We start from the raw sequence: 24,883 nt of genomic DNA on the forward strand, positions 1-24,883 counted from the left end.
GGTAATTCCTCCTTCTCTCATATCGTGTACGATAATTGCAAAATGGCAGGTCGCTTGTAGATACGGTCATTTACCTCGCAGGCAATCGTCGGCCAACCGGCTCCTTGTGTAAGCAGGGTCGCTGTGGCACCCTGCACGAGAATCGTATCCTCGGATTTGCTCCCGGTGATCGACGGGTTCCAGGCCAGCGCTTGCGAATCCTGAATCGTCCCTGCTGTAGACGCCGTGACGAGAAATTCGCGGTTGGCGTAGCCAACTGGTCCGCCTTGATGATGAAGCTGCCATTCGTCCGGATAGCCTGCCTGGCGATAGGCTTCCATCGCTTTTTGCAGCACGTCCTGATACGGCGTGCCGGCCTTGGAGGCATCGATCATCACACTCTCTATATGTGCCACCTGTTGATGCAACGCCAGGAGCGAATCGGGAATCGGACCGACATGCACCACGCGAGTCAGCGCTACGGTCAAGCCGTATTTTCTCGAGCAGCATACGATCATGCCGTGCCGCTGCAAGGGCTTTTCTGTCGGAATCGGATGGCGATAGCGGGCGATCCGCTCATCGTGTGCGACCAGTGTTACGGTTGGCTCAATCCCGCGCTTTAGCAAGGCGGAATGAAGGCGGCCTGCGACTTCCCATTCGGTAACGCCCGGTTTCAAACCGAAGCATATATCTTCAGTGATGCTGGCCGCTGCCTGCCCGAGTTCCTTGATTCTCTCCACTTCCAGCTTCGTCAGGGGAAAACGAAGCGGATTCAGTTCGTCAGGCAAGTAGCGGCAGCCTACGACCGGTGCGTCTGCAGCGATCGTCTCCAGCGTGCCGACACGCGCCAGCACGTCGGTCAACGGCTCGTGCCAGGAATACTCCAGCCATGTCGCCTCAATGCCCGCGCACTCCTCGGCGCGAAGCCGCGGCGCTTCGATGTTGTTCGTGACGATGATGTAGTCGGTGAGCGTGACGAGTACCCCTGCCTCTCCCATTTCCGAGTTGCTCGGAATGTGGTTGTCACCCCCACCCGTGATCCAGGCAAACGATGCACGCGTCATAAAAAAAGCGCCAAACCAGCCCTGTTCCTGCAACAATCGACGCACGCGCAGCACTTTTACGTCGATGTCTTCCTGTCGCTTCATGCTTGTTCCTCTTTGACCACCAGCTTGTGCAACTGGTGCGCGCTCTCCTTGAGATCGCCATACAACTTGCGGTAGACGGAATAGTACGCCTGGTAGACTGGCACATGGGCGGCAGCAGGCAGAAGCGTATCAGCGGTGCGGATCGTCGCTTCGCATGCTTCCTCGACACTGTTGTACACGCCTGTTCCAACACCGGCTAGCAGTGCGGCTCCGAATGCCGGGCCCTCGTTTGCTTCAACTGTGCGAATCTCGCAATTGAAAATATCCGCCATCATCTGCCGCCATATGCGGCTGCGCGCCCCGCCACCTGATGCGTGGACGTGCGCGATGTCGATAGACAGTTCTTTCATCAGTTCGAGGCTGTCCAACAAGCTGTACGTCACGCCCTCCATAAGCGAGCGAACGAAATGGTTTTTTTCGTGACGGGACGTAATCCCGACAAAGGCTCCTTTTGCAAATGGGTCCAGATGGGGAGTGCGCTCGCCCATCAGATAGGGCAAAAACAACAGCCCCTCGCTTCCGGCAGGCACCCGCTCAGCTTCTTCCGACAGCAATTGATAGACGTCTTTGCGCAAAAAGGAGGCCATGCTTCGCTCCAAATCGCCGAATTGATTGCGGAACCACTGCAATGATCCTCCGGCAGCCTGGGTCACACCCATCAGATGCCATTTTCCTGGCACCGCATGGCAAAAGCTGTGCAAACGCCCCTTTGGATCGATCACGATCTCATCCGTGAAAGCGAAGACCACGCCTGATGTCCCGATTGTGGCGGAAGCGATGCCGGAGCGGACGATGCCATTGCCGACAGCGCCTGCCGCCTGATCGCCGCCTCCTCCGGCTACAGGAGTCCCGCGGACCAAGCCGGTCTGTTGTGCCGCCTGCTCCGAGACAGAGCCTGACACGTAGTACGACTCGTATACATCCGGCAGCCACTCCGCCTGCACATCCAAATGTCCCAGCATCTCCGGCGACCATTGCCGGCGTGACACATCCAGCCACAGGGTACCGGAAGCATCCGAAACTTCTGTCGCGAATTCGCCAGTCAGTTTGTAACGAATGTAATCTTTGGGCAGCAGTACCTTTGCGATCTTTTCATAAATGTGCGGTTCATGCTTTTTCACCCAGAGCAATTTCGTCGCTGTAAAATTGGGCAGTGGCGGGTTCGCCGTATAGTGGATGACGTTGTCCCTGCCGATCTTCTCCTCGATCCACTCTGCTTCTGCTTGTGTGCGCTGATCGCACCAGATGAGAGCCGGGCGCAGGACGTTTCCGTTTTTGTCGAGCAGCACCAGTCCGTGCATTTGGCCGGACAGGCCGATGCCCGTAATGGATGTCGGAGCAATCGCTGCCTGGCTGATGATCTCCGCAATCGTCCGTATGACTGCCTCCCACCACTGTTCCGGATGCTGTTCTGCCCAGCCCGGCTTTGGCTGGAGAAGCGGATAGTCGGAACTGGAGGCTGCTACCAGTGATCCATCTGCTCGAAACAGGCACGTTTTTACGCCAGACGTTCCTACGTCAATTCCCAGTAAATACCCCATTTTGCTCGTCTCCTTTCCGTCTGTCACATTCTGACTACTTTGCCTGTCCGCAGCGATTCATAGCAAGCGTCGATTACCTGCATATTGCATACGATTTGTTCGTGCGAATACGCCGCGGAGATGCCGTTTGCAATCATCGCGTTCATTTCCGCTACTTCCAGCGCATACTGGTCGGCGACGATTTTCTCTTCGCGTTCGCTGCCGTCTGATCCGGTCACGATGACAAGACCTTCGCCGTCGTGCAGGTCAGGCCGATATGCTCGCGGCACGCGAATCGTCCCTTTTGTTCCAACCACCTCGTAGAAATGCTGGAACACACTCGCAAAACTGCAATCAAAAACGACACGGATGCCGCTGTTCATCTCGAGCTGGGCTGCAACCAGCGTGTCTACCTGCCGCGCATCGTCAATGCGACCGCTGGCAAAGACCGCTACCGGCTCTTCCTGCAAAATATGGCGGGCGGAGTGGATGCAGTAGCAACCTACGTCGTACAGGCTGCCGCCCCCCAACTCCCGATCCATGCGAATATCTCCTTCATCTTCGAGCAAAAAGTGGAGGCCGGCACGAAACAACACGACCTTGCCGATCTCGCCAGAGCGGATGATCTCTTGAACCCGCTGATGCTGGGGGTGGTGGCGGTACATAAAGCCTTCCATGAACACCACATCGTGTTCGCGGCACACTTCGAGAATGTCACGCGTTTGCTCACTGGTCAGCGACGACGGCTTTTCGACCAGCACGTGTTTGCCGTTTTGTGCCGCCTTGATCGCCCATTCCTTGTGAAGGCTGTTGGGCAGCGGGATGTAGACAGCCTCGACCTGGGGATCGGCGAGCAGCGCTTCATAGTCTTTGTATACGTTGGCAATACCAAAGCGCGCAGCTACTTCCCGCGCCCTTCCACTGTTGCTCGCAATCGCCACAATCTCGCTGTTGCCTTCCCGGAGCATCGCGGGCATCAGCTGCTCCTGAGCAATTCTCGCTGCACTCATAATCCCCCATTTCACGGTCCGCATGGTTTTTTCACTCCTCCCATGGTATTAAGCCCGATTCGCTCAGGACTTGTTTTTGGTCGCAATGTCCAGCCAGACGGCGAAGACGAGAATGGAACCTTTGACGATATACTGCCAGAATGGTTGCACGTTCATCATGCTCATGCCGTTGTCGAGGCTGACCATGACGAGGGCGCCGATAATCGAGCCGACAATGCTTCCGGTTCCACCGGCGAGGCTCGTTCCACCGATTACGACAGCGGCGATTGCATCCAGCTCAAAACTTTGACCCGCACCCACTGTCGCTGCATTCAGGCGCGACGTCAACACGACACCGGCTACGCCAGCGAGTGCCCCCATCATCACAAAAACGGAAAGTGTGTGGGCTTTGATGTTGATCCCCGAGTATTTGGCCGCCTCCGGATTTCCGCCGATGGCGTAGATGTACCGGCCAAAACCCGTTTTCGTCGAAATGAATAAAAAGATCAGACCGAGCAGCAGGACGATCAGTACGGGAATCGGGATTCCGTAGTAGCGGTTCATCATATAGGCGATTCCCATAAACACGATCGAGTAGGCAAGCGCCTTGCCGTAGTCGATCAACGAACTGTTCAAGGGAAGCTGCAGTTTGGCGCGTTTTTGGCGTCTGCGAAATGTCGCGACGAAAATGCCGATACACATGACGGCAGCCAGCACGTATCCCCAAACATAGGGCAAATAACTCTGGCCAATCTGCACGAAATCCTCCTGCAACGGCGCGATCGTCTCCCCGTTGCTGACGCCGAGCAGCACGCCGCGCCAGACCATCATCCCGCCCAACGTGACGATAAAGGCGGGGACGGCCCGATAGGCTACCAGCCAGCCTTGCAAAAGTCCGATGACTGCACCGGCGAGGATTGCGACCAGCACAGCCGGAATCGTCCCCCAATCGTGCCATACCTGCAAAATCGCAGCGATTCCTCCGGTCAATCCGACAATCGAGCCGACCGACAAATCAATCTGCGCTGCTACGATAACCAGTGTCATGCCAATCGCGAGTATGGAGATGACAGACATTTGCCGGAACAGATTGGACAGGTTGCGCGAGGTCAGAAATCCTCCGTCTGTCAAAATGCTGAACAAAACAGCGATCACGATAAGCGCGATCAACAACGTATAAGCACGAACATCAAATCGAAAGGAGAGCTTCTGCTTCTGTTTTTCCACTTGCACCACCCCCGGTTGCGTACAGCATGATCTTCTCTTGGGTTGCTTCCTCACGTGTCAATTCAGCGGCGATCCTCCCTTCCGCCATGACCAGAATCCGATCCGACATGCCGAGCACCTCAGGGAGTTCAGATGAGATCATTACTACAGCCATTCCTTGCTGCACCAATTCATTGATCAGTTTGTAAATTTCGTACTTTGCGCCGACATCGATGCCGCGTGTCGGCTCGTCGAGGATCAAAATCTTCGGATCGTTCATCAGCCATTTGCTGAGGACTACCTTTTGCTGGTTTCCTCCGCTCAAGTTGTTCACTTTTGCTTCCGGTCCGGAAGTTTTTACTTTCAGCTTGCCGATGTACTGATTGACCACACTCACCTCGGCAGCCTCGTCAATGACCCCTCTGTTCATCAATTTGGACAATGCCACCAGCGTCGTGTTTTTCTGAACGCTCATGTCGAGCACAAGACCGTACTTTTTGCGATCCTCGGAGACATATGCAATCCCGCTTTCGATGGCATCGCGTGGACTGTGGATAGAAACCGGGCTGCCTTCGATCCGGATGTCGCCACGGGCCTTTCCTTCGAATGTGCCAAAAATGCCGGTGAACAGTTCCGTTCGTCCCGATCCCATCAAACCTGCGATACCCAGTATTTCGCCTTTGTGCAAAGAAAAAGACACTTCTTGCACGACAGGTTTGTTGTCGTGGCGGCGGTACAGGGAAAAGTCGTTTATTTCCAGCGCTTTCTCTCCCCGCTGTTTTGGCTCGTATGGGAACAGCTCGGTCAAGGTCCGCCCGACCATCAGCGAGATGATTTTTTCCTCTGTCATCTCTTCGATGGGATGCGTCGCGATCGTCTTGCCATCCCGCAAAACGGTGACTGAATCAGCGATGGCCAGGACTTCATTGAGCTTGTGCGAGATATAGATGCAGGTCACGCCATCTTTTCGCAATTTGCGCAAAATCTCCAGCAACAGCGCTACTTCCGCTTCGGTCAGCGCTGCAGTCGGTTCATCGAGAATGATGATCTCGCTGTTTTTGGACAGTGCCTTGACGATCTCGACAAGCTGCTGCTGACCGATCCCGAGATTTTTGACCTTTGTTTCCGGATCGATCTCAAGTCCGACCGATTTCAACCATTTTTTTGCTTCCAGGTACAGCGTGTCCCAGTCGATCACACCGAATGTTTTCGGTTCGTTCCCGAGGAAAATATTCTCGCCGACGGTCATTTCCTTGGCGAGAGCGAGCTCCTGGTAAATGATCGAAATGCCTGCCTTCTCCGAATCCTTGATGCTTTTAAACACTTTCTTTTCCCCGTTGATGATGATGTCTCCCGTAAACGTGCCGTCAGGGTACACTCCACTCAGCACTTTCATCAGGGTAGACTTGCCAGCCCCGTTTTCGCCGCAAAGCGCGTGAATTTCTCCTTTTTTGACGGAGAAGGTGATCTCGTCAAGCGCGCGGACACCGGGAAACTCCTTGGTGATCGAGTTCATTTCCAGCGCATACATGCTATTTCACCCCAGAAAGTGGTTTGGGTACGGGAGAAAGCACCCACTGCTCTCTCCCGCAGCAACGACACGGACTACTGTTTCGGACGCTGGTCTTCCGGTACGTTTTTGTAAACGTCTTCAAACTTGTGGAAGCCGTCCTTGATGATCGTGTCCATGACATTGTCCTTGTCTACCTGGATCGGATCGAGCAAAATCGTCGGAACGTCCACTTTTCCGTTGTTCATCGTTGTCGTCGCATCGATCGGTTCGTTTTTCGCCAATTTTACTGCTACCTCAGCCGATTTGCTGGCAATTTCCTTGATCGGCTTGTAGACAGTCATCGACTGCTTGCCTTCCACGATCCGCTGGACAGCGGCGAGGTCCGCATCCTGGCCGGAGATTGCCACCTTGCCTACCAGTCCCTGGGCAGCCAGCGCCTGGATGGCACCGCCGGCTGTATTGTCATTGGAGGCGACGATCGCATCGATCTGGTTGTGCGTCGACGTGAGCGCGTTTTCAATAATTTGCAGGGCGGCATCGGCTTGCCAGTCTTTGGCCCACTGGTCGCCGACGATCTTGATGTCGCCTTTGTCGACCAGCGGCTGGATGATGTTCATTTGCCCTTCACGGAACAGCTTCGCGTTATTGTCTGTCGGCGATCCCCCGAGCAGGAAGTAGTTTCCTGTCGGCACCAGCTTCGTCAAGGACTCTGCCTGCATTTCGCCGACGCGTACATTGTCGAACGTCACGTAAGCGGATACATCCGAGTTGGTAATCAGCCGGTCATACGCCAATACGGGTACGTTTTCCCGCTGCGCTGCGTCCACTGCCGCTGCCATCGCTTCGGAGTTGTGCGGAATAATGACCATGACGTCGACACCGTTGGAGAGCATGTTTTCGACCTGCGACAGTTGTGTAGCGTCATCGCCGTTTGCTGACTGGACCTCGACCTCCGCTCCCAGCTCCTTCGCCTTGGCGATGAAAATGTCCCGGTCATGCTGCCATCGTTCCAGACGCAAATCATCAATAGACAGACCGATCTTGATGACTTTCTCCTCTGTTTGCTGCTCGCCTTGCCCTTGTCCCTGCGAATTGGCAGCGCTTTCAGTTTGTGGCCGTGCATCCTGGCCACAACCTGCAACAGCAAAAGCCAGCAAAAACAGACTTACTGCGGAAGAAAACAACCTGACCCTTTTCTTCATAGCGATACCCCTCTTTTTTCAATTTTGTAACAATTCGTACTCCTATCATATCACCTCGACTTACTTTGTTCAATCGATAAACAAAGAAAATAAATAAACCTCTTCTCAATTTCATTTATATCAAATGAAAACGTGATTTTCAGGAAATTATCATGTATAATTAAGTATAACGATTAAACAAAGTGGTGGGGACATGCAAACTGGCGACCAGTATCTTGTGAAAAAGATCAACAAATCAATCGTATTGGAAACAATTATCAGGCACTGCCCGATTTCCCGTGCGCAAATCTCGGAGGTAACCGGGCTGAATAAAGCGACGGTATCATCACTCGTCAACGAACTGATTGAGGAAGAGTTTGCGTATGAGATCGGTTTGGGACAGTCAAAGGGCGGACGCAGACCGCTCATGCTTTTGTTTAACACGACTGCCGGGCATGCGATTGGCGTGGATATTGGCGTCAACTACCTGCTCGCGGTCCTTACCGACTTGCAGGGCAATGTCGTGCAGGAAATAACGGAGACGATCCGCGATTACTCGTTCGAGCAGATCGTCGACATGCTCAAACAGACGATCCACACCCTGATTGCCCAGGCTCCGCCAAGCAAATACGGAATCGTCGGGATCGGCGTAGCCGTCCCGGGAATCGTCGACGAGCACGGCCACGTCCTGTTTGCGCCCAACCTCGGGTGGGAAGACATCGACTTGAAGAGCATCATCCAGGGGCATTTCCAACTGCCGGTCACGATCAACAACGAAGCGAAAGCCGGCGCGATGGGCGAAAAGATTTTCGGGGCAGGCAAAGGGATCTCGCACTCGGTCTACGTCAGTCTGGGGATCGGGATCGGGACGGGGATTATTATCAACAACGAGCTGTACAGAGGGTTGAATGGCTTCGCGGGAGAAACGGGACACATTCCGATCGAGCCAAACGGCAAAAAGTGCCGTTGCGGAAACCGCGGTTGCTGGGAACTGTATGCATCGGAAAACGCGTTGCTGGAACAGGCAAAGGCGCTGTCGCTGCCGTTGCCTTCATCCGAGTCGGAAATCACCCTCGCCCATCTGGTCACATTGGCTTCCGAAGGCAATCACGAAGTCATCAATTTGTTCAATCAGGTCGGCGAGTATATCGGGCTTGGGCTGACGACCATTATCAACACTCTCAATCCGGAACTGATCGTCATTGGCAACAGGCTGACGTCAGCCGAAAAATGGCTGATCAACCCGATTCAGCGCGTAGTGGAGAACCGTTCACTTCCTTACAATCGCAAGCAGCTTCGCATCCAGTTCTCCAGCCTGAATCACCATTCGGCGGTTTTTGGCGCGATCTCATTTTCGATCAACAACTTCTTCGCCGACACGCGCATCTCCCTGTAAGCAACAGGGGCAAGCACACAGCACGAACAGGCCGCCGGCTCTCCGGCGACCTGGACCATCTTCGCATCATTGCGTTATAGCCTTCCTGTATACTCCGCGCCTTTTTCCTTGGCGCTTTCCAAAGCGCATGAGCTTGTTTATGGCAAGTTTAATGCAGTCTGGATGTTTTGCTGATCCAGCATCCGCTGCTCATGCACATTCCACGGATGATACCAGCCTCGCTCAATCATGTACATACTGATTTTTTCATGCAGATCGATCGCTTCTTCCAGTTGTTTGGCCAGGGTCGCCTTTACTTCTGGTGTACCTGCTTCGGTCAGCGCCATCGCGTAGTTGCGCACGCCGCTTTTGGCTGAAATCAGCAAATCCATCGCGATCACTTGGTCGGTCATCCCGCCCATGCCGGTCAATGTTTGCAGAATTGGATTCATGGCGTTGCATCCTCCCTTGATTCTGCGTTTGCCAGCAATGTACTCAGTTCCTGAACCTGCCTGGTCGATACTTGGACATCATCGATCAAAATCTGCCTCAATGCTTCATCGGTCACCAATTTTTGCATCATCTTGGACTTGGTCAGACATAGCGCTTTGAAAGCAGCGATCTCATGGACCTCAAGCTCCTCATGCAGTCCGTAAGCCATTGCCGTTCCACCTCCCTCTCTTTTTTCCCCTCATGGCTTCAAGACGACTTTGATGCAATTGTCCGTCTTCGTGTCAAATACCTCATATCCTCGCTTTGCTTCACTCAGCGGAAGAACGTGCGTAATGATGTCGCCCGGGTCCACTTTTCCGCTGGCAACGAGCTCGTACATATGCGGCATGTAGTGAATGACCGGGGCTTGTCCGGCACTGATCGTGACGTTGCGCTGCATGATGTCGCCGAGCGGGAAGCCGTTGTAGCGCCCGCCGTACACGCCGGTGATCTGGATGGTGCCGCCCTTGCGCACTGCCTGGGAGGCGATGATAAGTGCGCTTAGTGCCCCTCCTTGCAGCTTTAAACCGCTCGCGAGAAACTCCAGATCGGTCATTTTGCCGTCCATGCCGACTGCGTCGATCACGACGTCTGCGCCGCCTTTTGTCATTTCCTTCAGGTAGCTGCCGACATTTTCATGCTGTTCGAAGTTCACGATCTCGACGTTGTTCGTACGTTTTGCATGCTGCAAGCGGTAATCGACGTAGTCGACCGCGATCACACGCTTGGCGCCTTTGAGCCAGCAAAACTTTTGCGCGACAAGCCCAATCGGTCCGCAGCCCAAGACGATGACGGTATCTCCTTCCTTCACCCCGGCTTTGTCTACACTCCAAAAAGCAGTCGGCATGACATCGGCGATCAGGCAGAGTTTCTCATCTTCCACTTCACTGTTTTCCGGTATTTTGAAATGGGTAAAATTCGCGAATGGCACGCGCAAATACTCTGCCTGGCCTCCGGGATAACCGCCCGTAGAGCCTGAATAGCCAAAATACGCGCCCATCTCTCCATTGTCGTTTGAATTGTCGCATTGGCTCTCCAGGTGGTTTTTGCAGTAATAACATTCGCCGCAAGCAATATTAAAAGGAATGATGACGCGATCTCCCTTTTTCAGCTTGGTCACTCCTGGTCCGACTTCCTCCACGATGCCCATCGGTTCATGCCCGATAATGTAGTCTTCCTGGAAATTGGGAATCATCCCGTGAATGACATGCAAATCCGAACCGCAAATGGCTGTGCTGGTCAGCCTGACAATCATATCGTCCGGTTTTTCGATTTTGGGATCGGGAACCTCTTTGACTACCACGTTCTTAACGCCTTGATACGTCACGGCTTTCATCCACAGTTCCTCCCCTGCTACTTGTCATCTGGCGTCCGATCGAACATGCCTGTGCGCGATGTATCTCCCGGGAACAGATTCATATGTCCGATCTGGATCGTATTCATGGCCGCAAGCTGGTCCAATTGATACTGTTCATTGAGTTCGTAAGGGTGGAACCATTTTTTCCGGATCATCAGCTCGGCAATCTCCTGATGCAGCGCAATTGCTTGCTGGAGCTGTTTGCGCAATACCGTTCGCGCCTCCGTCGACACAGTCTCGGTCAGGGCGATCGCCGTGTTGCGGACGCCTTCCTTGGCCCGCATGAGGAAGTCCATGGCGAAGGTCATGTCCGCCATCTCCGGCATGTGCAACGCATTGATCGGATCTTGATAATCGTGATTCATTCGCTCCCCACCTTCAATTTATGATTGGCGTCGGACGATTCTGCGGAACAGCCGTTTCAAAAGGCGCTTTTTTATAGACGGCCTGCAGCTCGGCAAGCGCTTGTTCTGATTGTTCTACATCCTTTTGCATGAGCGCCTTCAGCTCCTGATCAAATACGAGGCCTTGCATCAGCTTGGACTTGGCCAGGCAGAGCGTCTTGAAATTGATCGCTTCGTGGATTTCCAGGGATTCATGTGCAGCCAGCGTCAGTTTATTCATGCAGTCGCCACCTCCTTCTGGTTGTTGGACAGTAGTATTCTTTTCCTAAGCATGTAGAGGTATGCAGCGCCTGTCGCTAGCAGTCAACTGTTTATCGCGCCGCTGCAACAAAAAAAGCACCCTGGTTACGGTGCTTTGTCGATCAGTCGAGTTTCGTTTTGACCTGTCTTCTCTAGTGCTGCTTCCACGTCAACACTTCATCCGGATTGGCCACTTCTCTGCCGTAATACCTCCTGGAACGGAAATTGTGGATTTCCGCACATGCTTTCGCCATTTTTTCCAGAATGTCGCGTTGCGGCTCATTGTCGTCAGGGCTCCAGTAGTACACATTCATTTCGTACACTTGACCCGCGTCATTTTCCCTTCGGTATTGAATCCGGTCTGCTTTCTTGAATCCGTTCTTGCGGTAAAAATGAACCCGTTTCACGGTATCCTCATCTTCGCGGTCTACAGGCTCGACTTCGAGCAAGATCGTCTTGCCTTTTTGTTTCAGCTTGTTCAACACCTTCGTACCGATTCCTTTTCCCCTCGTCTCCGGGTGAATGAGCAAGTAATCGATGAACAGAAAGGTGGGAAATTCGGCATACAGCAGCAAATACTCAGTTGTTTCCTCTTTGTGGTAGACATCCTTGTCCTCAATCAATGCTTGAAAGTGATCCGGGTCTTTCATCTCGTGTTCCGGAAAATACTCATTCAGGCGTTCGTACCATTCCATGCTGCTCCCCCTTGCGCTTCACTGTGCACGTCTAGGGTTAGCATTTCCGAATCGGATAGGCTCCACTCCTGTATCCAAACCTTGCTACTTCTCGATATATTCCGCCAACATCGGATCGCCGCCGCGGTAAAAACGCGGATCGTAAATGCCCAGGACGTGTTCGTCGTTTACGACGACGACGAAAGGCGACCACGTGTACAGCACTTCTGCCTTGGGATTTTGTGCGAACAAAGGCGTAAGGTCGGCGTCATCTGCGGAAGGCAATGTCTGTACGTATTGCGGCTGACCAAATCCGGAAACGGAAAACATGTCGATGCTGCCCTCGGTTTTGCCGAACACCTGAAACTGCGTCGGGACAAAGCCGGCTGCAACCGCTATCTGATCGTACTTCTCACCCAGCTTCGCGTGTATCGCATAGACTTGCGCAGACTGGACGAGGACGTGCAGCGCCATCACCGCCCAGGCTGCGCGCATCATGTAGTGGGGCGGGTATCGTTTAATAACAAAACGCGCGAGCCAGCCAAACAGGATCACAACCCAAAAGACAAGGTCGACGATGGGAATCGCTCCATACGTAAACCGCGCTTGTGAGAACGGCTCCAGCAAGCCGGTGCCCCATGTGTTGAGCCCGTCGCTTCCAATATGTATCGCCACGGCTACAAGACTTAACTTATAGATGATGGCGTCTTTTCGTTTAAAGACGAGGTAGCACAGCAGCCAGATCAAAAGTGACCAGACCGGCACGAGAAAGACGGAGTGCGTCAAGCCGCGGTGCCACATTTGGTACATGGTATCGCCTATTTCCGTAAAACTGACGACGAAGTCGATATCGGGAATTTGGCTTCCAATCAGCGAAGCCGCAAAGAGACTTTTTTTCAGAGATGGATCCAAGTTTCGTTTGTCGAGTGCTCCGTACAATGTCAGACCAAATAGAGTATGGGTGATCGTATCCATGCGACGCTTTCTTCCCCCCTAATCATAGCTGCCAATAGGTAGACGTTATAAATAATGCCTTATATCGTGCAAGGCTGTCAATTAATATACCGATTAGGGGGTATTCCATCATGCGCTTAGCAAAGCTGCCCGTTTTTTTTGTACGTTTTCACTCGTTGCTGATACTGGGTCGGCGTGATGCCTTCTTTCTTTTTGAAAACCCTTGCAAAATAATTCGCATCAGAAAAACCGCAGGAAACACTGATTTCGGAGATCGAGCATGCCGTATTTTCAATCAGATGCTTGGCCCGCTGCAAACGAAGGTTCGTCACGTATTGGGTAATCGTCAACCCTGTTCCTTGCTTGAACAGTCGGCACAAATACTGGGGATGCAGGTGGACGTATCCGGACAACAGGTCTAACGTCAGGTTTTGGTTGAGATGCTGCTCGATGTAGCGAACGACTTTTGTGACGACGGGGTGTTCGTGACTTGCTGGCGGCGAGTGGTTCTCTTTTCGCGCAGAGGACGGGAGCAATGGTTGCAACGCCTGTCGTATCTCATCGGGATGGGCGGGTTTTAGGATGTAGTCATCCGCTTTCAATTTGATCGATCGGATTGCGTAATCAAATTCATCGTACGCCGTGAGAAACAGGACACGGCAGTCCTTCACTTCTTTTTTGATAATCTCAGCAGCAGTAATGCCGTCCATCACCGGCATCTTGATGTCCATAATGACGACGTCGATCTGCTCTTGCGTCGCCAGGTGTACGGCATCTGCTCCATTTTGCGCTTCGAAGATATGGCTGAGTTCAAAATCGTATTGCTTGATCATCGAGGCCAACACTTCTCGTTCCAACGGTTCATCATCAACAATCATCAGCTTCAAGAGAGGTTCCCCCTCACTTTGGAATGGTGAGCCGAACCATTGTGCCTTTTCCGATTACGCTCTCAATCGCGGTAATGCCCATGTCTTCGCCAAAGTAATACTGGATGCGCTTGTGCACATTTTGCAAGCCGATTCCCGTTGTACGGCTGCTTTTGTTTGTATGGACGCCGTCGAGAATCTCCTGTCTGACTTGCTCGGACATCCCCACGCCATTGTCGCTGATTTCGATTGCAACCCGATCATCTTCGTAGTACGCCGATACCCGTATCCTGATCGCGCCTTGTTGTGTCTCCAAACCGTGTACAATGGCATTTTCGATAATCGGCTGCAAGCATAAAATCGGCAGTTTCACGGCTTCGGGATCGATGTGCAGATGTTCGCTGTAGTGAATTCTGCCGCGAAAGCGAGATTCCTGAATAGTAAGATAATGTTTCGCATGTTCCCACTCGTCGCGAAACGAGACCAGTTGATCGATCGTTCGCAGACTGTAGCGCAACATTTTCGCCAAGGAGTAGGTCATCATTTGCGTCTCGCTTGCGCCCTCACGATAGGCGAGGCATGAAATCGTATTTAGCGTATTGAACAGAAAATGGGGATTGATTTGCGCTTGCAGGATACGGAGCTGCGCCTCTTTCAGCGATCTTTCCAGTCTCGTCCGTACCTCCAGCTCTTCCATCAATTTTTGTTTCTTCTCGAACAATTCTTCCTGTGCGAGTTGTGTCGCTGCCATTTTGATGATGTAATTCGCGACGAGATACAGCATTTCCGCCGCTGCTTCGATCCGTTTTTTCGTCGTAAAATCAATTTGCTGGAAATACTCATCCAGCACCGCCTGGTCGACGGGGAGCCGTTTTGTCCGGGCACGGATGCTGTGGAGCTGCTCCCTGTCGAAGTCCTCCATCAGCACTTGTCCACAGAGAACAGCGCCCAGGTACTGGTCGTTGAGGATGACGGGTGCGGCCAAATCGACCAGACCCGAATGGCAGCGGTGAATTACCGGCTTTCCCTGTCTGGCAGCCATAATCCCGACGCGTTCGTCCGAAAGCATGCAGCGTTTCAGCCCTGCTTCGGACGAACGAATAAACGTGCAAAACTGCGTGAAGTTGCTCGCCTGCGTAACTGGCGTGCCTTCTTCGTCGGTAATGACGACGGCCAGTCCGGTAGCATCGGCAAAGCGGTTCTGAATTTCCTGAAGCGTTTCTACGCGAACAATGTCTCGCAAGGTAAGAGCTGTCACAGGTATCCCTCCCCTACACAACACTTTTAGAGTTTTTCGTGATGGCGGGGAAAACTCCTCTATTTCACAGCGCGTTAGTCATCCAAGGTCGACAGGTCGCCCGTTGGCAAGCCAAGCTCTCTCGCCTTCAACACGCGGCGCATGATCTTGCCGGATCTCGTTTTGGGAAGTTTGTCGCAATACTCGATCTGGCGCGGAGCTGCATGGGCAGCCAAGCGTTCTCTCACAAAGCGGCGAATTTCCTCTTTTCGCTCCTCTGTGGGAAGAAAACCGTTCCGAAGCGTAATAAAGGCCTTGATGATCTCGCCGCGCACCGGGTCGGGGACGCCGATCACGCCTGCTTCGGCTACTGCCGGATGCTCGAGCAGGGTGCTCTCCACTTCAAAAGGACCTACCCTCTCACCCGCGGTATTGATCAGGTCGTCATCCCGCCCTTGAAACCAGATGTATCCCGCTTCATCCATATATGCGGAATCCCCGGAAACATACCAGCCGTTGCGGAAGTAGTCCTTGTATTTTGCTTCGTTGTTCCAGATGGCTCTCATCATCGCCGGCCACGGTGGTCGAATGGCCAAATTTCCGATTGTGTTGACCGGCAGTTCGTTGCCGTTGTCATCGATGATCGAGACGTGGATTCCGGGCAGCGGTTTGCCCATCGAGCCGGGCCGGATCGGCAGCGCGCGGTAGTTGGCGCAGATCGTCGAGCCTGTCTCCGTCATCCACCAGTTGTCGTGAATGCGCTGTTTGAGTACCTCAAGCCCCCAGCGGATGACCTCGGGATTCAACGGTTCGCCTGCGGACAACACGTGCCTTACGCGGGACAGATCGTACCGTTTGGGCAATTCGTCGCCTTCTCCCATCAGCATTCGGAACGCTGTCGGGGCACTAAACCAGACATTGACCTTGTACCGCTCGAGTGTCGCGTACCAATCGGCAGGAGAAAAACGTCCACCACGCAGCACAATGGTGATGCCATGCAGCCACGGTGCCCACATGCCCGCAGACGTTCCGGTGACCCAGCCCGGATCGGCCGTGCACCAGTAAACATCTCCTGGGCGAAAATCGTACACCCATTTGCCGGAAACGAACTGGTGCAGCATGGCGTCATGGACCTGCAGCACTCCTTTTGGCTTGCCGGTCGAGCCGGACGTGTAGTGCAAGAGCATCCCCGCTTCGCGCTCGACCCACTGGATAACGTACTCGTCTGAAACGTGCATCAGATCGTCAAAGCGGGTGTGTCCTTGTCCGTCAGTTTGTTCGCTTCCTGCCACTATCACGTGGCGCAGCGCTGGCAACTCCTCTGCGGGAATACGCTCCAGCAAATCGGCTGTCGTTACGATCGCAACAGCCCCGCTGTCCGACAGCCGATCTTTTACAGCTTCCTGCATAAACGCTTCAAAGAGCGGTCCGGCAATCGCCCCGATGCGAACGATGCCGAGAATCGCCACATAGTATTGCGGACTGCGCGGCATAAACAAAAAGACGCGATCTCCCTGTGTGATGCCCAGCTTTCGCAGACCGTTGGCAAACTGGCAGGAAAGCGTACGAAGCTGGTGAAACGTATACCGCTCTTCCCGTACGCCATCCGTATAGACGAGGGCGAGGGCATCTCCCCTGCCCTCGTCGACATGACGGTCGATTGCCTCGTACACGATATTGACGTTGCCGGTATGCTTCCAGCTAAACGTCGCTTCGATCTCGTTCCAGTCGAAGCTGCTTCTTGCACTCTCGTAATCGGATAGATTCGCTGACGGGTCCACCATCCATATCTCTTCTTTTTTTGCATTCGCTCCCATCGCACACTGCTCCTGTCCTGTTTTTATACGCTGGTATTTTGTTGTTCGAAACTATCTACTGCCGCCTGTGCCACCTGAATATCCTGTTGAACCGAACCGCCGCTGACCCCGACAGCGCCTATGATTTTGCCCTGCTTCGTCAACGGTATGCCGCCGCCAAACAAGACCACGCGTCCGTTGTGGCTCGTATGGATCCCGTACAGCTCTGCGCCCGGACCGGCCAGCGGCGTCAAGGCGTGTGTGGGCATTTTCAGCGCGACTGACGTCCAGGCTTTGTTTTGCGACAGCTCGACACTGACTAACAGGGCATCGTCCATTCTGTGGCAGGCGACCAGGTTCCCCCCATCGTCGACGATGCTGATGACCATTGGAATGCCGATTTTGTTCGCTTCCCTCTCGGCTTGTTCGATCATCACTTTTGCCAATCCTAGGCTCATGTCTTTCATTGCTCTCATCCTCCCTTATTCGATATGCAATGGTAAGCCCTTGACCAGGCGCGCAGCGTTCTTCCCGATCCTGCGCGCATGTTGCTGACTGTCCTGCAAGTAAGGTTGTCTCCCCAGCTTTTCGTGGTACAAGGACAGACAGCCATTGCGCTCGACGCCGATTCCGACCTGCAAGGCAGACATCTGCGCGATTACTGCCTCGGGGAGCTGCTGACCGGCTGTATTGCTCAAGCGATGCAGGCGAAACGGGACCGCCTCTTCTTCCAACCCTGCACAAATTTGCCTGATGGACGAAGCTGCGACGCCATCCTCGTAGACGACAGGGATCGCGATGTCTTGCCGTCTCATCGTAGACCTCCGTCTGTCCCTGCCGCCGCGGATAGGACCAGACCCGTAGCGACCGCATTGCGCGGTCCCTCTGTTCCGCGAATATTGGCAAAGCCTGCGACGATCCCGTACCTGCCCAATTCCTCGGTTATCATTTGCGGAATTTCGAAGTCGAGTGCAGATCCGCCAACCATGACGACAAACGACAGGTGCTTCAGATTCCCGGTTGGAACAATTCGCTGCAGGGCGCGCAAGGCATTGGTGACAAACACCCTGCGTTTTGCGCTGCGGCGAATGTCCCGGACTTTTTCCATCGTGGCGCGGGTAGGCAGTGGAGTCAGGTCCCGTTCTTCGCGAATCACCACCCTGCCGAATGTATGCGCGGGAAAGGGCGACTCGGAAAACAGCATGGTGCCGTCTTCCAGCTGCATATGAAACAAGCTGAGCACTTTGCCCAGGGGATGCTTCTTGATCTTTTCCGCCAATTCTTTGTCACCCAGGGACAGCTCGGAGTCGATGAGCATCGTCACCATGTCACCGGCTCCGGCGAGATGAATCGAGATCACGTTGCCCGCTGCATCCATCATCGCCGCATCGGTCGAACCGCCGCCCATATCGAGAATGACGAGCGGCGCCCTTGTGCCCGGCGTCGTCAACGCACCGCGTATCGCCATCTCTGCCTCCACTCCCCCGACCTCGACCGGCACGCCCGTCGCTTCAGCCAGCACGGAGGCGACCCTTTGAATCGGGACTTTATCGGTCTTGACCATCGACGCCAGTGCGACGCCGCTTTCCATCGCCAGCTCGCCTGCCATCGCGCCGCGAACGGATGCAGGCACTACCGCATCGACAGCGAGAAAGTCCGAGATCGAGATTTCGTGGAGCGCCTGTCCGGTCAAGTCTGCCAAGTCCTGCCGCAAACCGTTGAACATTCCGCCGACATTCGTACCCGGCTCGCCGTACACATCCACGAGCGTGCCGAGCCGTCCATACGCGCGCATAATCGCATCCGCACCGTCGTGAATCGACACTTCCATCCGGGACTGGGCTCCGATTAGAATCATCCGTCCGGCCTCGATTTTTCGCTCCACTACTTCTCCCTGGGCGGTGCGGATGACGACAGCCGAGCGGTTCCCGACCAAAGCCTTGGCAATCGGGGAAATCTGGATGGTTTGATCCGGATCGAGCTGAAATACAGTAGCCAGTCCGTAGGGGTTGCTCAACGTGCGAATGACATGGCCAGGCAGGGCGACTTCGACGGCCGCCCACTTCCCGAGCGGAACCTTTTCGATCAAGGACACCTCATCGACAATCGGCATTTTTTTGCCGATGCGGTTGTGAATCAGTACCCCGTCATCCTTCTGCACGATCGCCCCCGTCACCGATATGCCCTGCTTTTCTGCACGGGTAAGCTGGAGCGCCGCCCATTCAAAATCGAACTCTTTCGGGATGACGGCGATGTAGTCCAGCGTTTTGTCTGCGACTGCGCACAGCTGATCGATCATCACCGTGATGCCGACACCCAGTCCGGCACCGCCGGGAGAGTCGGGATTGTGCCCGATCATCGACGACTCGGTAATAATCGTCTCGCTGATGACGTCCATCGCCAAGTCACCGATGACCGGTACCGCATCGTTTAGCCGGATCAGGTCTATCTGGCGTATGTCGATCCCCGCTTTTTTCACCGCTTCCTGCAAAGCGAGCCTGATCCCGGTCACATTGGCGACAGTTCCTTTGATGCCTGTCGTTTTCACCAGATGCTGCGATAAAAAAGTGGTTTGCTGCCCTTCTATTCGTGCGAGCGCCACTTCTGTCGACGAGTTGCCAATATCTACACCGGCGACTACGCGTCCCATGATGCTTCAAACCTCAAGTTTTTTTACTTTGCCGCGCCTTTCGTATACCTCCGCAGCTTCGCGGACCAAGGCGGCATTTTCGACCGCACCGTATTGCTGCTCCAATTCTGTCGCGATTGCCAGCAGTTCTTCCTTTGTGGAGCGATTCGGACGCAGCGCATTGTAAATCTCCAAAATCCGCGCATCGGGAATCCCGATCAACTCTGCCGCTCGCCGAAAATTGCGCGCCAACTGCTGCCTGCCCAAACTGTCGCAAATGTCAGCGTGCATCAGCAGCGTTTGCGGATGGATACGCAAATCTGCACTCGTGATCTTCCCCTCCAAGGCCGCTTGCAAGGTGAGCTCCTCGTACGCTTTTCCCGTAAACGATTGCAGCAGATCTGGCCGTTTCAAACCAAGAGGATAATGTTCCTTCGTCAATGTATCCATCTTCATCCCCCTATTCTCGTATCGAAAATTGCGCGGTTACTTCCACCGACTTTGCCCCGGGTACAAGATGCTGGCACTCTTTCAGATAAAGGATTGCCGCCACTGCCTGGTATTTCGGACGGGCCATCTGGTCGTTGACGACCGGGACGGGATTGGGACTTTCCCCCAAGGCGTATAAAGCTGCATTCCGGCCAATCGAACGGTAGGTGTCCAACGTGATCAGCGGCGATTGCGGGAACAGTTCGAGATTGCTCAGCGGGTCCAGGTCACGTTGATGAATGACTGTCGTTCCCCGCGATTGCAAGCCAATGCCGATTCCCGAACCGCTCAGCTTCGCCGCTTCATGGGCCATAAACGCCAAATCCGCGGTATGCAGACTGCGTATGATGCGCGGTATCGCGCCTTGTTCTTCGATGCCGGAAATAACTTCACGCAAGACAGACGCGTGGTCGACCATGACGATCGTCTTGTTCATTGCCTTGCCGAAAGCGGGACCGATCGCCACCACGACTTCCCGGGGATTGGTCCCAGGACGGGCGGCTTCCCCTTCGGACAGCTTCATCTCAATAGAAAGCGCAGGTACACTCATCTCGGTCACCTCCCTTAGTCAAAGTCCTGGGGACTGATCGCTTGCCGGATCGTCTTGATCTCATTCCACCTCGCCGTACTCATCCGGTATCCGGTTCCCGGTCCCGTGTAATCGTTGTCATCATTGACCGCGCTGATGACTACATTGTCTTTGTTGATAATCGCCGATGTATGCAAATAATCTCCGGCAACCCTTTGCTTCAGCATGTTAAAAATCCGCTCCGCCGTCTGGGTGTAGCCACGCTTGGCCAAGGCCAGCACGACATCATAGCCCGTGATTCCATCCTGCAAAATCCGCTGTGCCGCCTTCAGGTCCTCCACGACATTTCGCGGCGGCATGTCGTCGCTGCTGTTCGCATACGTCGCCGCCTCCACTTCTTCATCCGTGATCGCGGGAAAACCGAACTCCTCGAATACCGCTTGCAACGTCTTGGCTGCCTGGTACCGGATCGCGATGACGCTGCTCTCATCGACAGGCTTTAACCCGCCGTCGACCATCAGATCGCGTTGGAGGATCAAATAGTCGTCGAGGTCGGATGAGTCCATGTTCGATCCGGCGAACATGTTGTCGCTGTTTGGTACAGCGCTGTAACCGGAGAAAATAAAATCGGTTCCCGGCAGCATTTGACACAGCATTTTGGCGCTGCGGCGAATCGCCGAGTGGGAAAAAGTCTGGTCATTTCCAGATGCCACTTCCATATCAAACATCGTGGTCGCCAAATTCTCTGCCAATATCGCACGAAGTCCGCTGGGAACGGCTGCCGTCACGCCGATGCAACTGATCGAGCCGTTTTGCAATCCCTGGACTCCTGCGCCTTTTGCCATCATCACACAGCGAATCTCCAGGTACAGCATCGATTTGCCTTCTGCTCCGGCCATTTGCACTTCTGATCCGGTCCCGGAAGTAAAGCGCATTTTCGCTCCTCGCGAGGCGTAGGCAGATGCCAGAAACGCCTTTGACCACGGCGTGTCATCGCCGTCGGTGAACACCGACTCCGTCCCGTAGATCGAGATCGTTTCAGCGTAGGCGGTCAGGCCGAGCATGGCCAGCCGAAGCTCTGTCGCTTCTTCGAGCGCATCCTGCGTCAAAATCCCGCCTCTGGCGGTCTGCGAGCCGATCAAAAGGGCCAACGCATTAAAAGGGGCGTACCGCACAACCCCTACTGTCGTCTCCTGTTCGTCGAATCCGCGAATCCCTGCCTCCGCTGCATCGGCAGCCATGAGTACCGGGTTGTCGCGCACATTCGTCACATGGCACTGGTTCGAGGGTGTCTTTCTCGCCCGCATTTTTTGCAACGCCATCATCAGTTCGACTACGTTCATGCAATTGAGCACTTCCAATACCTTCGCCGGAGTCATCCCTCTGGACAGTGCGATGATTTCGGCTCTGGGCACGTGAATGTCGACCAATTTACGGGCAATGTCGACGCTGTTGACTCGCATCACCTCTTCTGCGACGCTTGCATCAATGGTATAGTCCGCGATAAACTGGTCGAGCATATCGAAGTCTTCCCGTTGCTTGCCGTCCAACTCGACGATTCTCCCGTTCTCCACCTTGATGGAAGGTGTGGGATCGTTCGGGCTTGCCATGGCTACGAAACCCATCTCTGGCCATTCGCTGACAAACCCATCCTGGTTGACGGACCGTTTTTCCAGCAGTTCAAATCGTTTGGAACGCTGCATTGCAAGAAACACCTCTCTTCTCCGAATCTTTCCGCGCTCTATCGTACGGGCAAGCCTGTTTCTCTCCACCGCTGGCTGTATCTCGCGTGCGTGTGACGAGACAATTCCGATTCCAGCCGTTGCCGTAATTATAATTTTCAGACAATTATTCGTCACTAGACGCAAATTACTTGATCTAGCACTATCTTTACATTCACGCATGGCGAAAGTCCTGATCCGGACAAAGAAAAAACCAGTCGGCACGAAAGCCAACTGGTTTTTTGTAGGATTCTGTTATCCCTGCAATTCTGTCGTCGAAGCCTTTTTCTCTCTGGCAAAGATTTGCTTGAGCATCGGTGGAGTCACCAATGTAGTCAGGATTACCACGATGACGATGGACGTGAAATATTCTGGCGCCAACAGGCTGGATTCAAGTCCGATTGCCGCGATAATCAACGCTACTTCTCCACGCGAGACCATACCTGCGCCAATCGCCATGGAGGAATGCATGTTGAATCCGGTCAGTCTTGCTCCCAAGCCAGAACCGATGAGCTTGGTGAGAATCGCGATTATCGTAAGCGCGATAATAAAGACGACCTGGCTGCCGATTCCGTCCAAGGTCACATTGAGACCGATGCTGACGAAAAAGACGGGAACAAAGATCGAGTATGCGATCGGCTCGAGCTTGTGCTCCACCTCTTTTTTATAGTTGGTTTGCGAAATCGCGATACCGGCAGCGAAAGCTCCGATGATTCCGGCAATACCGAGCATTTCGCCGTAGTAGGCGAAGCCAAAACAGATGATCAGCGCTGCGCTGATGACTGCCTCGGTGACCCGCAATGGCGCGAGGAAACGCATCAACATCGGAACGACTTTCCAGCCGATCAGGAAAATGGTGACGAAGAAAATGAGTTTTTTCAGTACAACCATTCCAAGGCTTACGTCTCCGCCAACGAGCATGCTCATCACAAAAGCGAGCAATACAACGACCAGCACATCATCGACTACGGCTGCACCGAGGATGGTCGTACTCTCTCTTGTATTCAGGCGGCCCAAATCTTTCAGCGACTGAACGGTGATGCTAACAGAAGTAGCACACAGGAGGAGCCCCAGGAAAACGGCGTGAGACTGCTCCATTCCGACCATGAGCCCCGCAACGTAACCGCCTGCAAATGGCAACACTACGCCACCCAACGCTACCATGAGCGAAGCATTGCGGTTTTTATTCAGCTCTTTAACATCGGTTTCAAGCCCCGCCATAAACATCAGCAGCAGAACCCCGATTTGGCTAAAAATCTCGATGAACTCGGAAGGTTCGATCCAGCCCAAGAATGCAGGTCCAATCAGAATCCCAACGATCAATTTCCCCAGTACTGGAGGTTGACCAAGTCTGACACTGACATCTCCGGCCAGCTTGGTGCAAAGTACAATGAGAGCGAGTTGAAGAATGTAAATCAGTGGGGATCATCCTTTCTGTGTCTGTTTTTGTAATAGGATGCCGAACTGTTGCGATGAAGACCTAAAAAAATGCAAAAAGGAGCCTTGTGTGACAGGCTCCTCCAAAATTCACCACAACGATTCGATTACTTTGATTATACTATATATTTATTCATAAGCAAATAATCTATTACTGATCTTTTCATTTCGCACCGGAACATAACCGACTGAACTTTATAGCGGACTCTACGGAGCAGCACTACCTGCCACTTTTCCCTGTCTGGATTTTCCTATCAGAAAAAAAACGCCGATGTCCTGGTTTGCTCATCTGCATCGGCGGTTTTGTGTATCGACTCGCTTCAGGTGATATTTCGGCCATAGAAAATCTCGTCCATCTCCCATTGCAGGCTCTCGATGATGTTTGCCTGTTCTTCTTCACTCAGTGCATCACTCGTATAGCCAAACAAATAGTTGCTCAGATCAAACTCTTTTAGCCTGCACTTCGTATGAAAAATGTTTTCCTGGTACACATTGACGTCGATCATGTCGTACTGCTTCTTGATTTCATCGGGGATGTAGTTCTGGATGGAGTGAATCTCATGGTCGATAAACAGCTTGTGGCCGTTAATGTCGCGCGTGAAGCCGCGGACGCGGTAATCCATTGTCATAATATCGGTATCAAACGAAGTGATCAGGTAATGGAGTGCTTTCAGCGGCGAAATCTCCCCGCATGTCGAGACGTCAATATCTGCCCGAAACGTGCTGATTCCTTCATCGGGATGATACTCCGGGTACGTGTGGACGGTAATATGGCTTTTGTCCATTTGCAAGACGACATTGTTCGGCAGAGGACCGGGTGATTGCTCGTACGATTCCGTCGGTACCTCGACGATCGGTCCTTCCGATACGAGCATCGTGACACTCGCGCCCTGTGGAACGTAGTCCTGCTTGGCGATATTCAGTACATGCGCGCCGATGATGTCTGCCACATTGCGTAAAATGTGAGTCAACCGATCGGCATTGTACTGTTCATCGATGTACTCCAGGTACGCTTCCCGTTCCGCTTTTGTCTTGGTGTAGCAAATATCGTACATGTTGAAGCTCAGGGTCTTCGTCAGGTTGTTAAAACCGTGCAGCGTGACGCGCTGATCCGAAGCCGGTTTCATCGGGCTGCCCTCCAATCATC

Annotated in this window: 25 protein-coding genes; 1 reads left to right on the forward strand and 24 read right to left on the reverse strand. The window is 53.6% G+C overall.

Annotated features, from left to right (window positions below; all coding sequences use genetic code 11):
* Window positions 1-17: 17 nt before the first annotated feature.
* The 6 genes from ACAF76_RS10635 to xylF all read right to left on the reverse strand — a co-directional run bounded on the left by ACAF76_RS10635 (window position 18) and on the right by xylF (window position 7,557).
* Entirely contained in the window at window positions 18-1,127 is a 1,110-nt protein-coding gene (locus ACAF76_RS10635; RefSeq protein WP_400163533.1) for a M24 family metallopeptidase, read from the reverse strand.
* The gene (gene xylB, locus ACAF76_RS10640; RefSeq protein ID WP_400163534.1) at window positions 1,124-2,668 is read right to left on the reverse strand and encodes a xylulokinase; all 1,545 of its coding nucleotides are present in this window, start codon (window positions 2,666-2,668) and stop codon (window positions 1,124-1,126) included. The genes ACAF76_RS10635 and xylB overlap by 4 nt, the downstream gene beginning before the upstream one ends.
* A gap of 23 nt (window positions 2,669-2,691) precedes the next feature.
* Window positions 2,692-3,681 carry a Gfo/Idh/MocA family protein gene (locus tag ACAF76_RS10645; protein WP_400163535.1) on the reverse strand — a complete coding sequence of 330 codons (990 nt, stop codon included), beginning with the start codon at window positions 3,679-3,681 and terminating at the stop codon, window positions 2,692-2,694.
* Window positions 3,682-3,720: 39 nt separating this feature from the next.
* The gene (locus ACAF76_RS10650; RefSeq protein ID WP_400163536.1) at window positions 3,721-4,863 is read right to left on the reverse strand and encodes a sugar ABC transporter permease; all 1,143 of its coding nucleotides are present in this window, start codon (window positions 4,861-4,863) and stop codon (window positions 3,721-3,723) included.
* Window positions 4,826-6,373 (reverse strand): xylose ABC transporter ATP-binding protein, encoded by a 1,548-nt coding sequence (locus tag ACAF76_RS10655; RefSeq protein WP_400163537.1) that lies wholly within the window; start codon window positions 6,371-6,373, stop codon window positions 4,826-4,828. Before ACAF76_RS10655 ends, ACAF76_RS10650 begins: the two co-directional genes overlap by 38 nt.
* 74 nt (window positions 6,374-6,447) lie before the next feature.
* Window positions 6,448-7,557 carry a D-xylose ABC transporter substrate-binding protein gene (gene xylF, locus ACAF76_RS10660; protein ID WP_400163538.1) on the reverse strand — a complete coding sequence of 370 codons (1,110 nt, stop codon included), beginning with the start codon at window positions 7,555-7,557 and terminating at the stop codon, window positions 6,448-6,450.
* A gap of 193 nt (window positions 7,558-7,750) precedes the next feature.
* Between xylF and ACAF76_RS10665 the strand changes: the two genes are divergently transcribed.
* Window positions 7,751-8,932: an ROK family protein gene (locus tag ACAF76_RS10665; RefSeq protein WP_400163539.1), complete on the forward strand. Its 1,182-nt coding sequence runs from the start codon at window positions 7,751-7,753 to the stop codon at window positions 8,930-8,932.
* Window positions 8,933-9,069: 137 nt separating this feature from the next.
* On the opposite strand, the gene ACAF76_RS10670 is transcribed toward ACAF76_RS10665, so the two are convergent.
* The 18 genes from ACAF76_RS10670 to speD all read right to left on the reverse strand — a co-directional run bounded on the left by ACAF76_RS10670 (window position 9,070) and on the right by speD (window position 24,863).
* Window positions 9,070-9,363 carry a spore coat protein gene (locus tag ACAF76_RS10670; protein ID WP_400163540.1) on the reverse strand — a complete coding sequence of 98 codons (294 nt, stop codon included), beginning with the start codon at window positions 9,361-9,363 and terminating at the stop codon, window positions 9,070-9,072.
* Window positions 9,360-9,572, reverse strand: coding sequence for a hypothetical protein (locus tag ACAF76_RS10675; protein WP_400163541.1), 213 nt, complete (start codon window positions 9,570-9,572; stop codon window positions 9,360-9,362). Before ACAF76_RS10675 ends, ACAF76_RS10670 begins: the two co-directional genes overlap by 4 nt.
* 30 nt (window positions 9,573-9,602) lie before the next feature.
* Window positions 9,603-10,739: a zinc-dependent alcohol dehydrogenase gene (locus tag ACAF76_RS10680; protein WP_400163542.1), complete on the reverse strand. Its 1,137-nt coding sequence runs from the start codon at window positions 10,737-10,739 to the stop codon at window positions 9,603-9,605.
* A 17-nt stretch (window positions 10,740-10,756) separates the two neighbouring features.
* Window positions 10,757-11,125: a spore coat protein gene (locus ACAF76_RS10685; protein ID WP_400163543.1), complete on the reverse strand. Its 369-nt coding sequence runs from the start codon at window positions 11,123-11,125 to the stop codon at window positions 10,757-10,759.
* A gap of 13 nt (window positions 11,126-11,138) precedes the next feature.
* Complete coding sequence (locus ACAF76_RS10690; RefSeq protein WP_400163544.1) at window positions 11,139-11,384, reverse strand: spore gernimation protein GerQ; 246 nt, start codon at window positions 11,382-11,384, stop codon at window positions 11,139-11,141.
* Window positions 11,385-11,556: 172 nt separating this feature from the next.
* Entirely contained in the window at window positions 11,557-12,099 is a 543-nt protein-coding gene (locus tag ACAF76_RS10695) for a GNAT family N-acetyltransferase (RefSeq protein ID WP_400163545.1), read from the reverse strand.
* Between the two features lie 84 nt (window positions 12,100-12,183).
* Entirely contained in the window at window positions 12,184-13,053 is an 870-nt protein-coding gene (locus ACAF76_RS10700; protein WP_400163546.1) for a metal-dependent hydrolase, read from the reverse strand.
* 116 nt (window positions 13,054-13,169) lie between these two features.
* Entirely contained in the window at window positions 13,170-13,910 is a 741-nt protein-coding gene (locus tag ACAF76_RS10705) for a response regulator (RefSeq protein WP_400163950.1), read from the reverse strand.
* 22 nt (window positions 13,911-13,932) lie between these two features.
* Window positions 13,933-15,156: a PocR ligand-binding domain-containing protein gene (locus ACAF76_RS10710; protein WP_400163547.1), complete on the reverse strand. Its 1,224-nt coding sequence runs from the start codon at window positions 15,154-15,156 to the stop codon at window positions 13,933-13,935.
* A 74-nt stretch (window positions 15,157-15,230) separates the two neighbouring features.
* On the reverse strand, window positions 15,231-16,952 hold the full coding sequence (gene acsA / locus ACAF76_RS10715) for an acetate--CoA ligase (RefSeq protein ID WP_400163548.1): 1,722 nt from the start codon (window positions 16,950-16,952) through the stop codon (window positions 15,231-15,233).
* A 23-nt stretch (window positions 16,953-16,975) separates the two neighbouring features.
* Window positions 16,976-17,398 carry a heme-binding protein gene (locus ACAF76_RS10720; RefSeq protein ID WP_400163549.1) on the reverse strand — a complete coding sequence of 141 codons (423 nt, stop codon included), beginning with the start codon at window positions 17,396-17,398 and terminating at the stop codon, window positions 16,976-16,978.
* A gap of 15 nt (window positions 17,399-17,413) precedes the next feature.
* Entirely contained in the window at window positions 17,414-17,746 is a 333-nt protein-coding gene (locus ACAF76_RS10725) for a glycerol dehydratase reactivase beta/small subunit family protein (RefSeq protein ID WP_400163550.1), read from the reverse strand.
* Window positions 17,743-19,581 (reverse strand): diol dehydratase reactivase subunit alpha, encoded by a 1,839-nt coding sequence (locus tag ACAF76_RS10730; protein WP_400163551.1) that lies wholly within the window; start codon window positions 19,579-19,581, stop codon window positions 17,743-17,745. The genes ACAF76_RS10725 and ACAF76_RS10730 overlap by 4 nt, the downstream gene beginning before the upstream one ends.
* A 6-nt stretch (window positions 19,582-19,587) precedes the next feature.
* A complete protein-coding gene (locus ACAF76_RS10735) occupies window positions 19,588-20,010 on the reverse strand; it encodes a diol dehydratase small subunit (RefSeq protein ID WP_400163552.1) in 423 nt (140 codons plus the stop codon).
* Between the two features lie 10 nt (window positions 20,011-20,020).
* Entirely contained in the window at window positions 20,021-20,599 is a 579-nt protein-coding gene (locus tag ACAF76_RS10740; protein WP_400163553.1) for a propanediol/glycerol family dehydratase medium subunit, read from the reverse strand.
* A 14-nt stretch (window positions 20,600-20,613) separates the two neighbouring features.
* A complete protein-coding gene (locus ACAF76_RS10745; RefSeq protein ID WP_400163554.1) occupies window positions 20,614-22,281 on the reverse strand; it encodes a propanediol/glycerol family dehydratase large subunit in 1,668 nt (555 codons plus the stop codon).
* 273 nt (window positions 22,282-22,554) lie between these two features.
* Complete coding sequence (locus ACAF76_RS10750) at window positions 22,555-23,718, reverse strand: cation:proton antiporter (RefSeq protein ID WP_400163951.1); 1,164 nt, start codon at window positions 23,716-23,718, stop codon at window positions 22,555-22,557.
* Window positions 23,719-24,056: 338 nt separating this feature from the next.
* Window positions 24,057-24,863: an adenosylmethionine decarboxylase gene (gene speD, locus ACAF76_RS10755; protein ID WP_400163555.1), complete on the reverse strand. Its 807-nt coding sequence runs from the start codon at window positions 24,861-24,863 to the stop codon at window positions 24,057-24,059.
* Window positions 24,864-24,883: the final 20 nt, after the last annotated feature.

Origin of the sequence: Brevibacillus sp. TJ4 (assembly GCF_044627595.2) — a bacterium.
In the GTDB taxonomy this organism is placed as follows: Bacteria; Bacillota; Bacilli; order Brevibacillales; family Brevibacillaceae; genus Brevibacillus.

Bases quoted from the DNA above. Each gene is read 5' to 3' on its own strand.
- ACAF76_RS10670 (WP_400163540.1), bottom strand. From the start codon at position 9,363: ATGAATCCAATTCTGCAAACATTGACCGGCATGGGCGGGATGACCGAC.
- ACAF76_RS10675 (WP_400163541.1), bottom strand. From the start codon at position 9,572: ATGGCTTACGGACTGCATGAGGAGCTTGAGGTCCATGAGATCGCTGCT.
- xylB (WP_400163534.1), bottom strand. From the start codon at position 2,668: ATGGGGTATTTACTGGGAATTGACGTAGGAACGTCTGGCGTAAAAACG.
- ACAF76_RS10680 (WP_400163542.1), bottom strand. From the start codon at position 10,739: ATGAAAGCCGTGACGTATCAAGGCGTTAAGAACGTGGTAGTCAAAGAG.
- ACAF76_RS10730 (WP_400163551.1), bottom strand. From the start codon at position 19,581: ATGGGACGCGTAGTCGCCGGTGTAGATATTGGCAACTCGTCGACAGAA.
- ACAF76_RS10705 (WP_400163950.1), bottom strand. From the start codon at position 13,910: ATGATTGTTGATGATGAACCGTTGGAACGAGAAGTGTTGGCCTCGATG.
- ACAF76_RS10645 (WP_400163535.1), bottom strand. From the start codon at position 3,681: ATGCGGACCGTGAAATGGGGGATTATGAGTGCAGCGAGAATTGCTCAG.
- ACAF76_RS10665 (WP_400163539.1), top strand. From the start codon at position 7,751: ATGCAAACTGGCGACCAGTATCTTGTGAAAAAGATCAACAAATCAATC.
- ACAF76_RS10700 (WP_400163546.1), bottom strand. From the start codon at position 13,053: ATGGATACGATCACCCATACTCTATTTGGTCTGACATTGTACGGAGCA.
- ACAF76_RS10745 (WP_400163554.1), bottom strand. From the start codon at position 22,281: ATGCAGCGTTCCAAACGATTTGAACTGCTGGAAAAACGGTCCGTCAAC.
- ACAF76_RS10695 (WP_400163545.1), bottom strand. From the start codon at position 12,099: ATGGAATGGTACGAACGCCTGAATGAGTATTTTCCGGAACACGAGATG.
- ACAF76_RS10720 (WP_400163549.1), bottom strand. From the start codon at position 17,398: ATGAAAGACATGAGCCTAGGATTGGCAAAAGTGATGATCGAACAAGCC.
- xylF (WP_400163538.1), bottom strand. From the start codon at position 7,557: ATGAAGAAAAGGGTCAGGTTGTTTTCTTCCGCAGTAAGTCTGTTTTTG.
- ACAF76_RS10690 (WP_400163544.1), bottom strand. From the start codon at position 11,384: ATGAATAAACTGACGCTGGCTGCACATGAATCCCTGGAAATCCACGAA.
- ACAF76_RS10740 (WP_400163553.1), bottom strand. From the start codon at position 20,599: ATGAGTGTACCTGCGCTTTCTATTGAGATGAAGCTGTCCGAAGGGGAA.
- ACAF76_RS10735 (WP_400163552.1), bottom strand. From the start codon at position 20,010: ATGGATACATTGACGAAGGAACATTATCCTCTTGGTTTGAAACGGCCA.
- ACAF76_RS10635 (WP_400163533.1), bottom strand. From the start codon at position 1,127: ATGAAGCGACAGGAAGACATCGACGTAAAAGTGCTGCGCGTGCGTCGA.
- ACAF76_RS10655 (WP_400163537.1), bottom strand. From the start codon at position 6,373: ATGTATGCGCTGGAAATGAACTCGATCACCAAGGAGTTTCCCGGTGTC.
- ACAF76_RS10685 (WP_400163543.1), bottom strand. From the start codon at position 11,125: ATGAATCACGATTATCAAGATCCGATCAATGCGTTGCACATGCCGGAG.
- ACAF76_RS10725 (WP_400163550.1), bottom strand. From the start codon at position 17,746: ATGAGACGGCAAGACATCGCGATCCCTGTCGTCTACGAGGATGGCGTC.
- speD (WP_400163555.1), bottom strand. From the start codon at position 24,863: ATGAAACCGGCTTCGGATCAGCGCGTCACGCTGCACGGTTTTAACAAC.
- acsA (WP_400163548.1), bottom strand. From the start codon at position 16,952: ATGGGAGCGAATGCAAAAAAAGAAGAGATATGGATGGTGGACCCGTCA.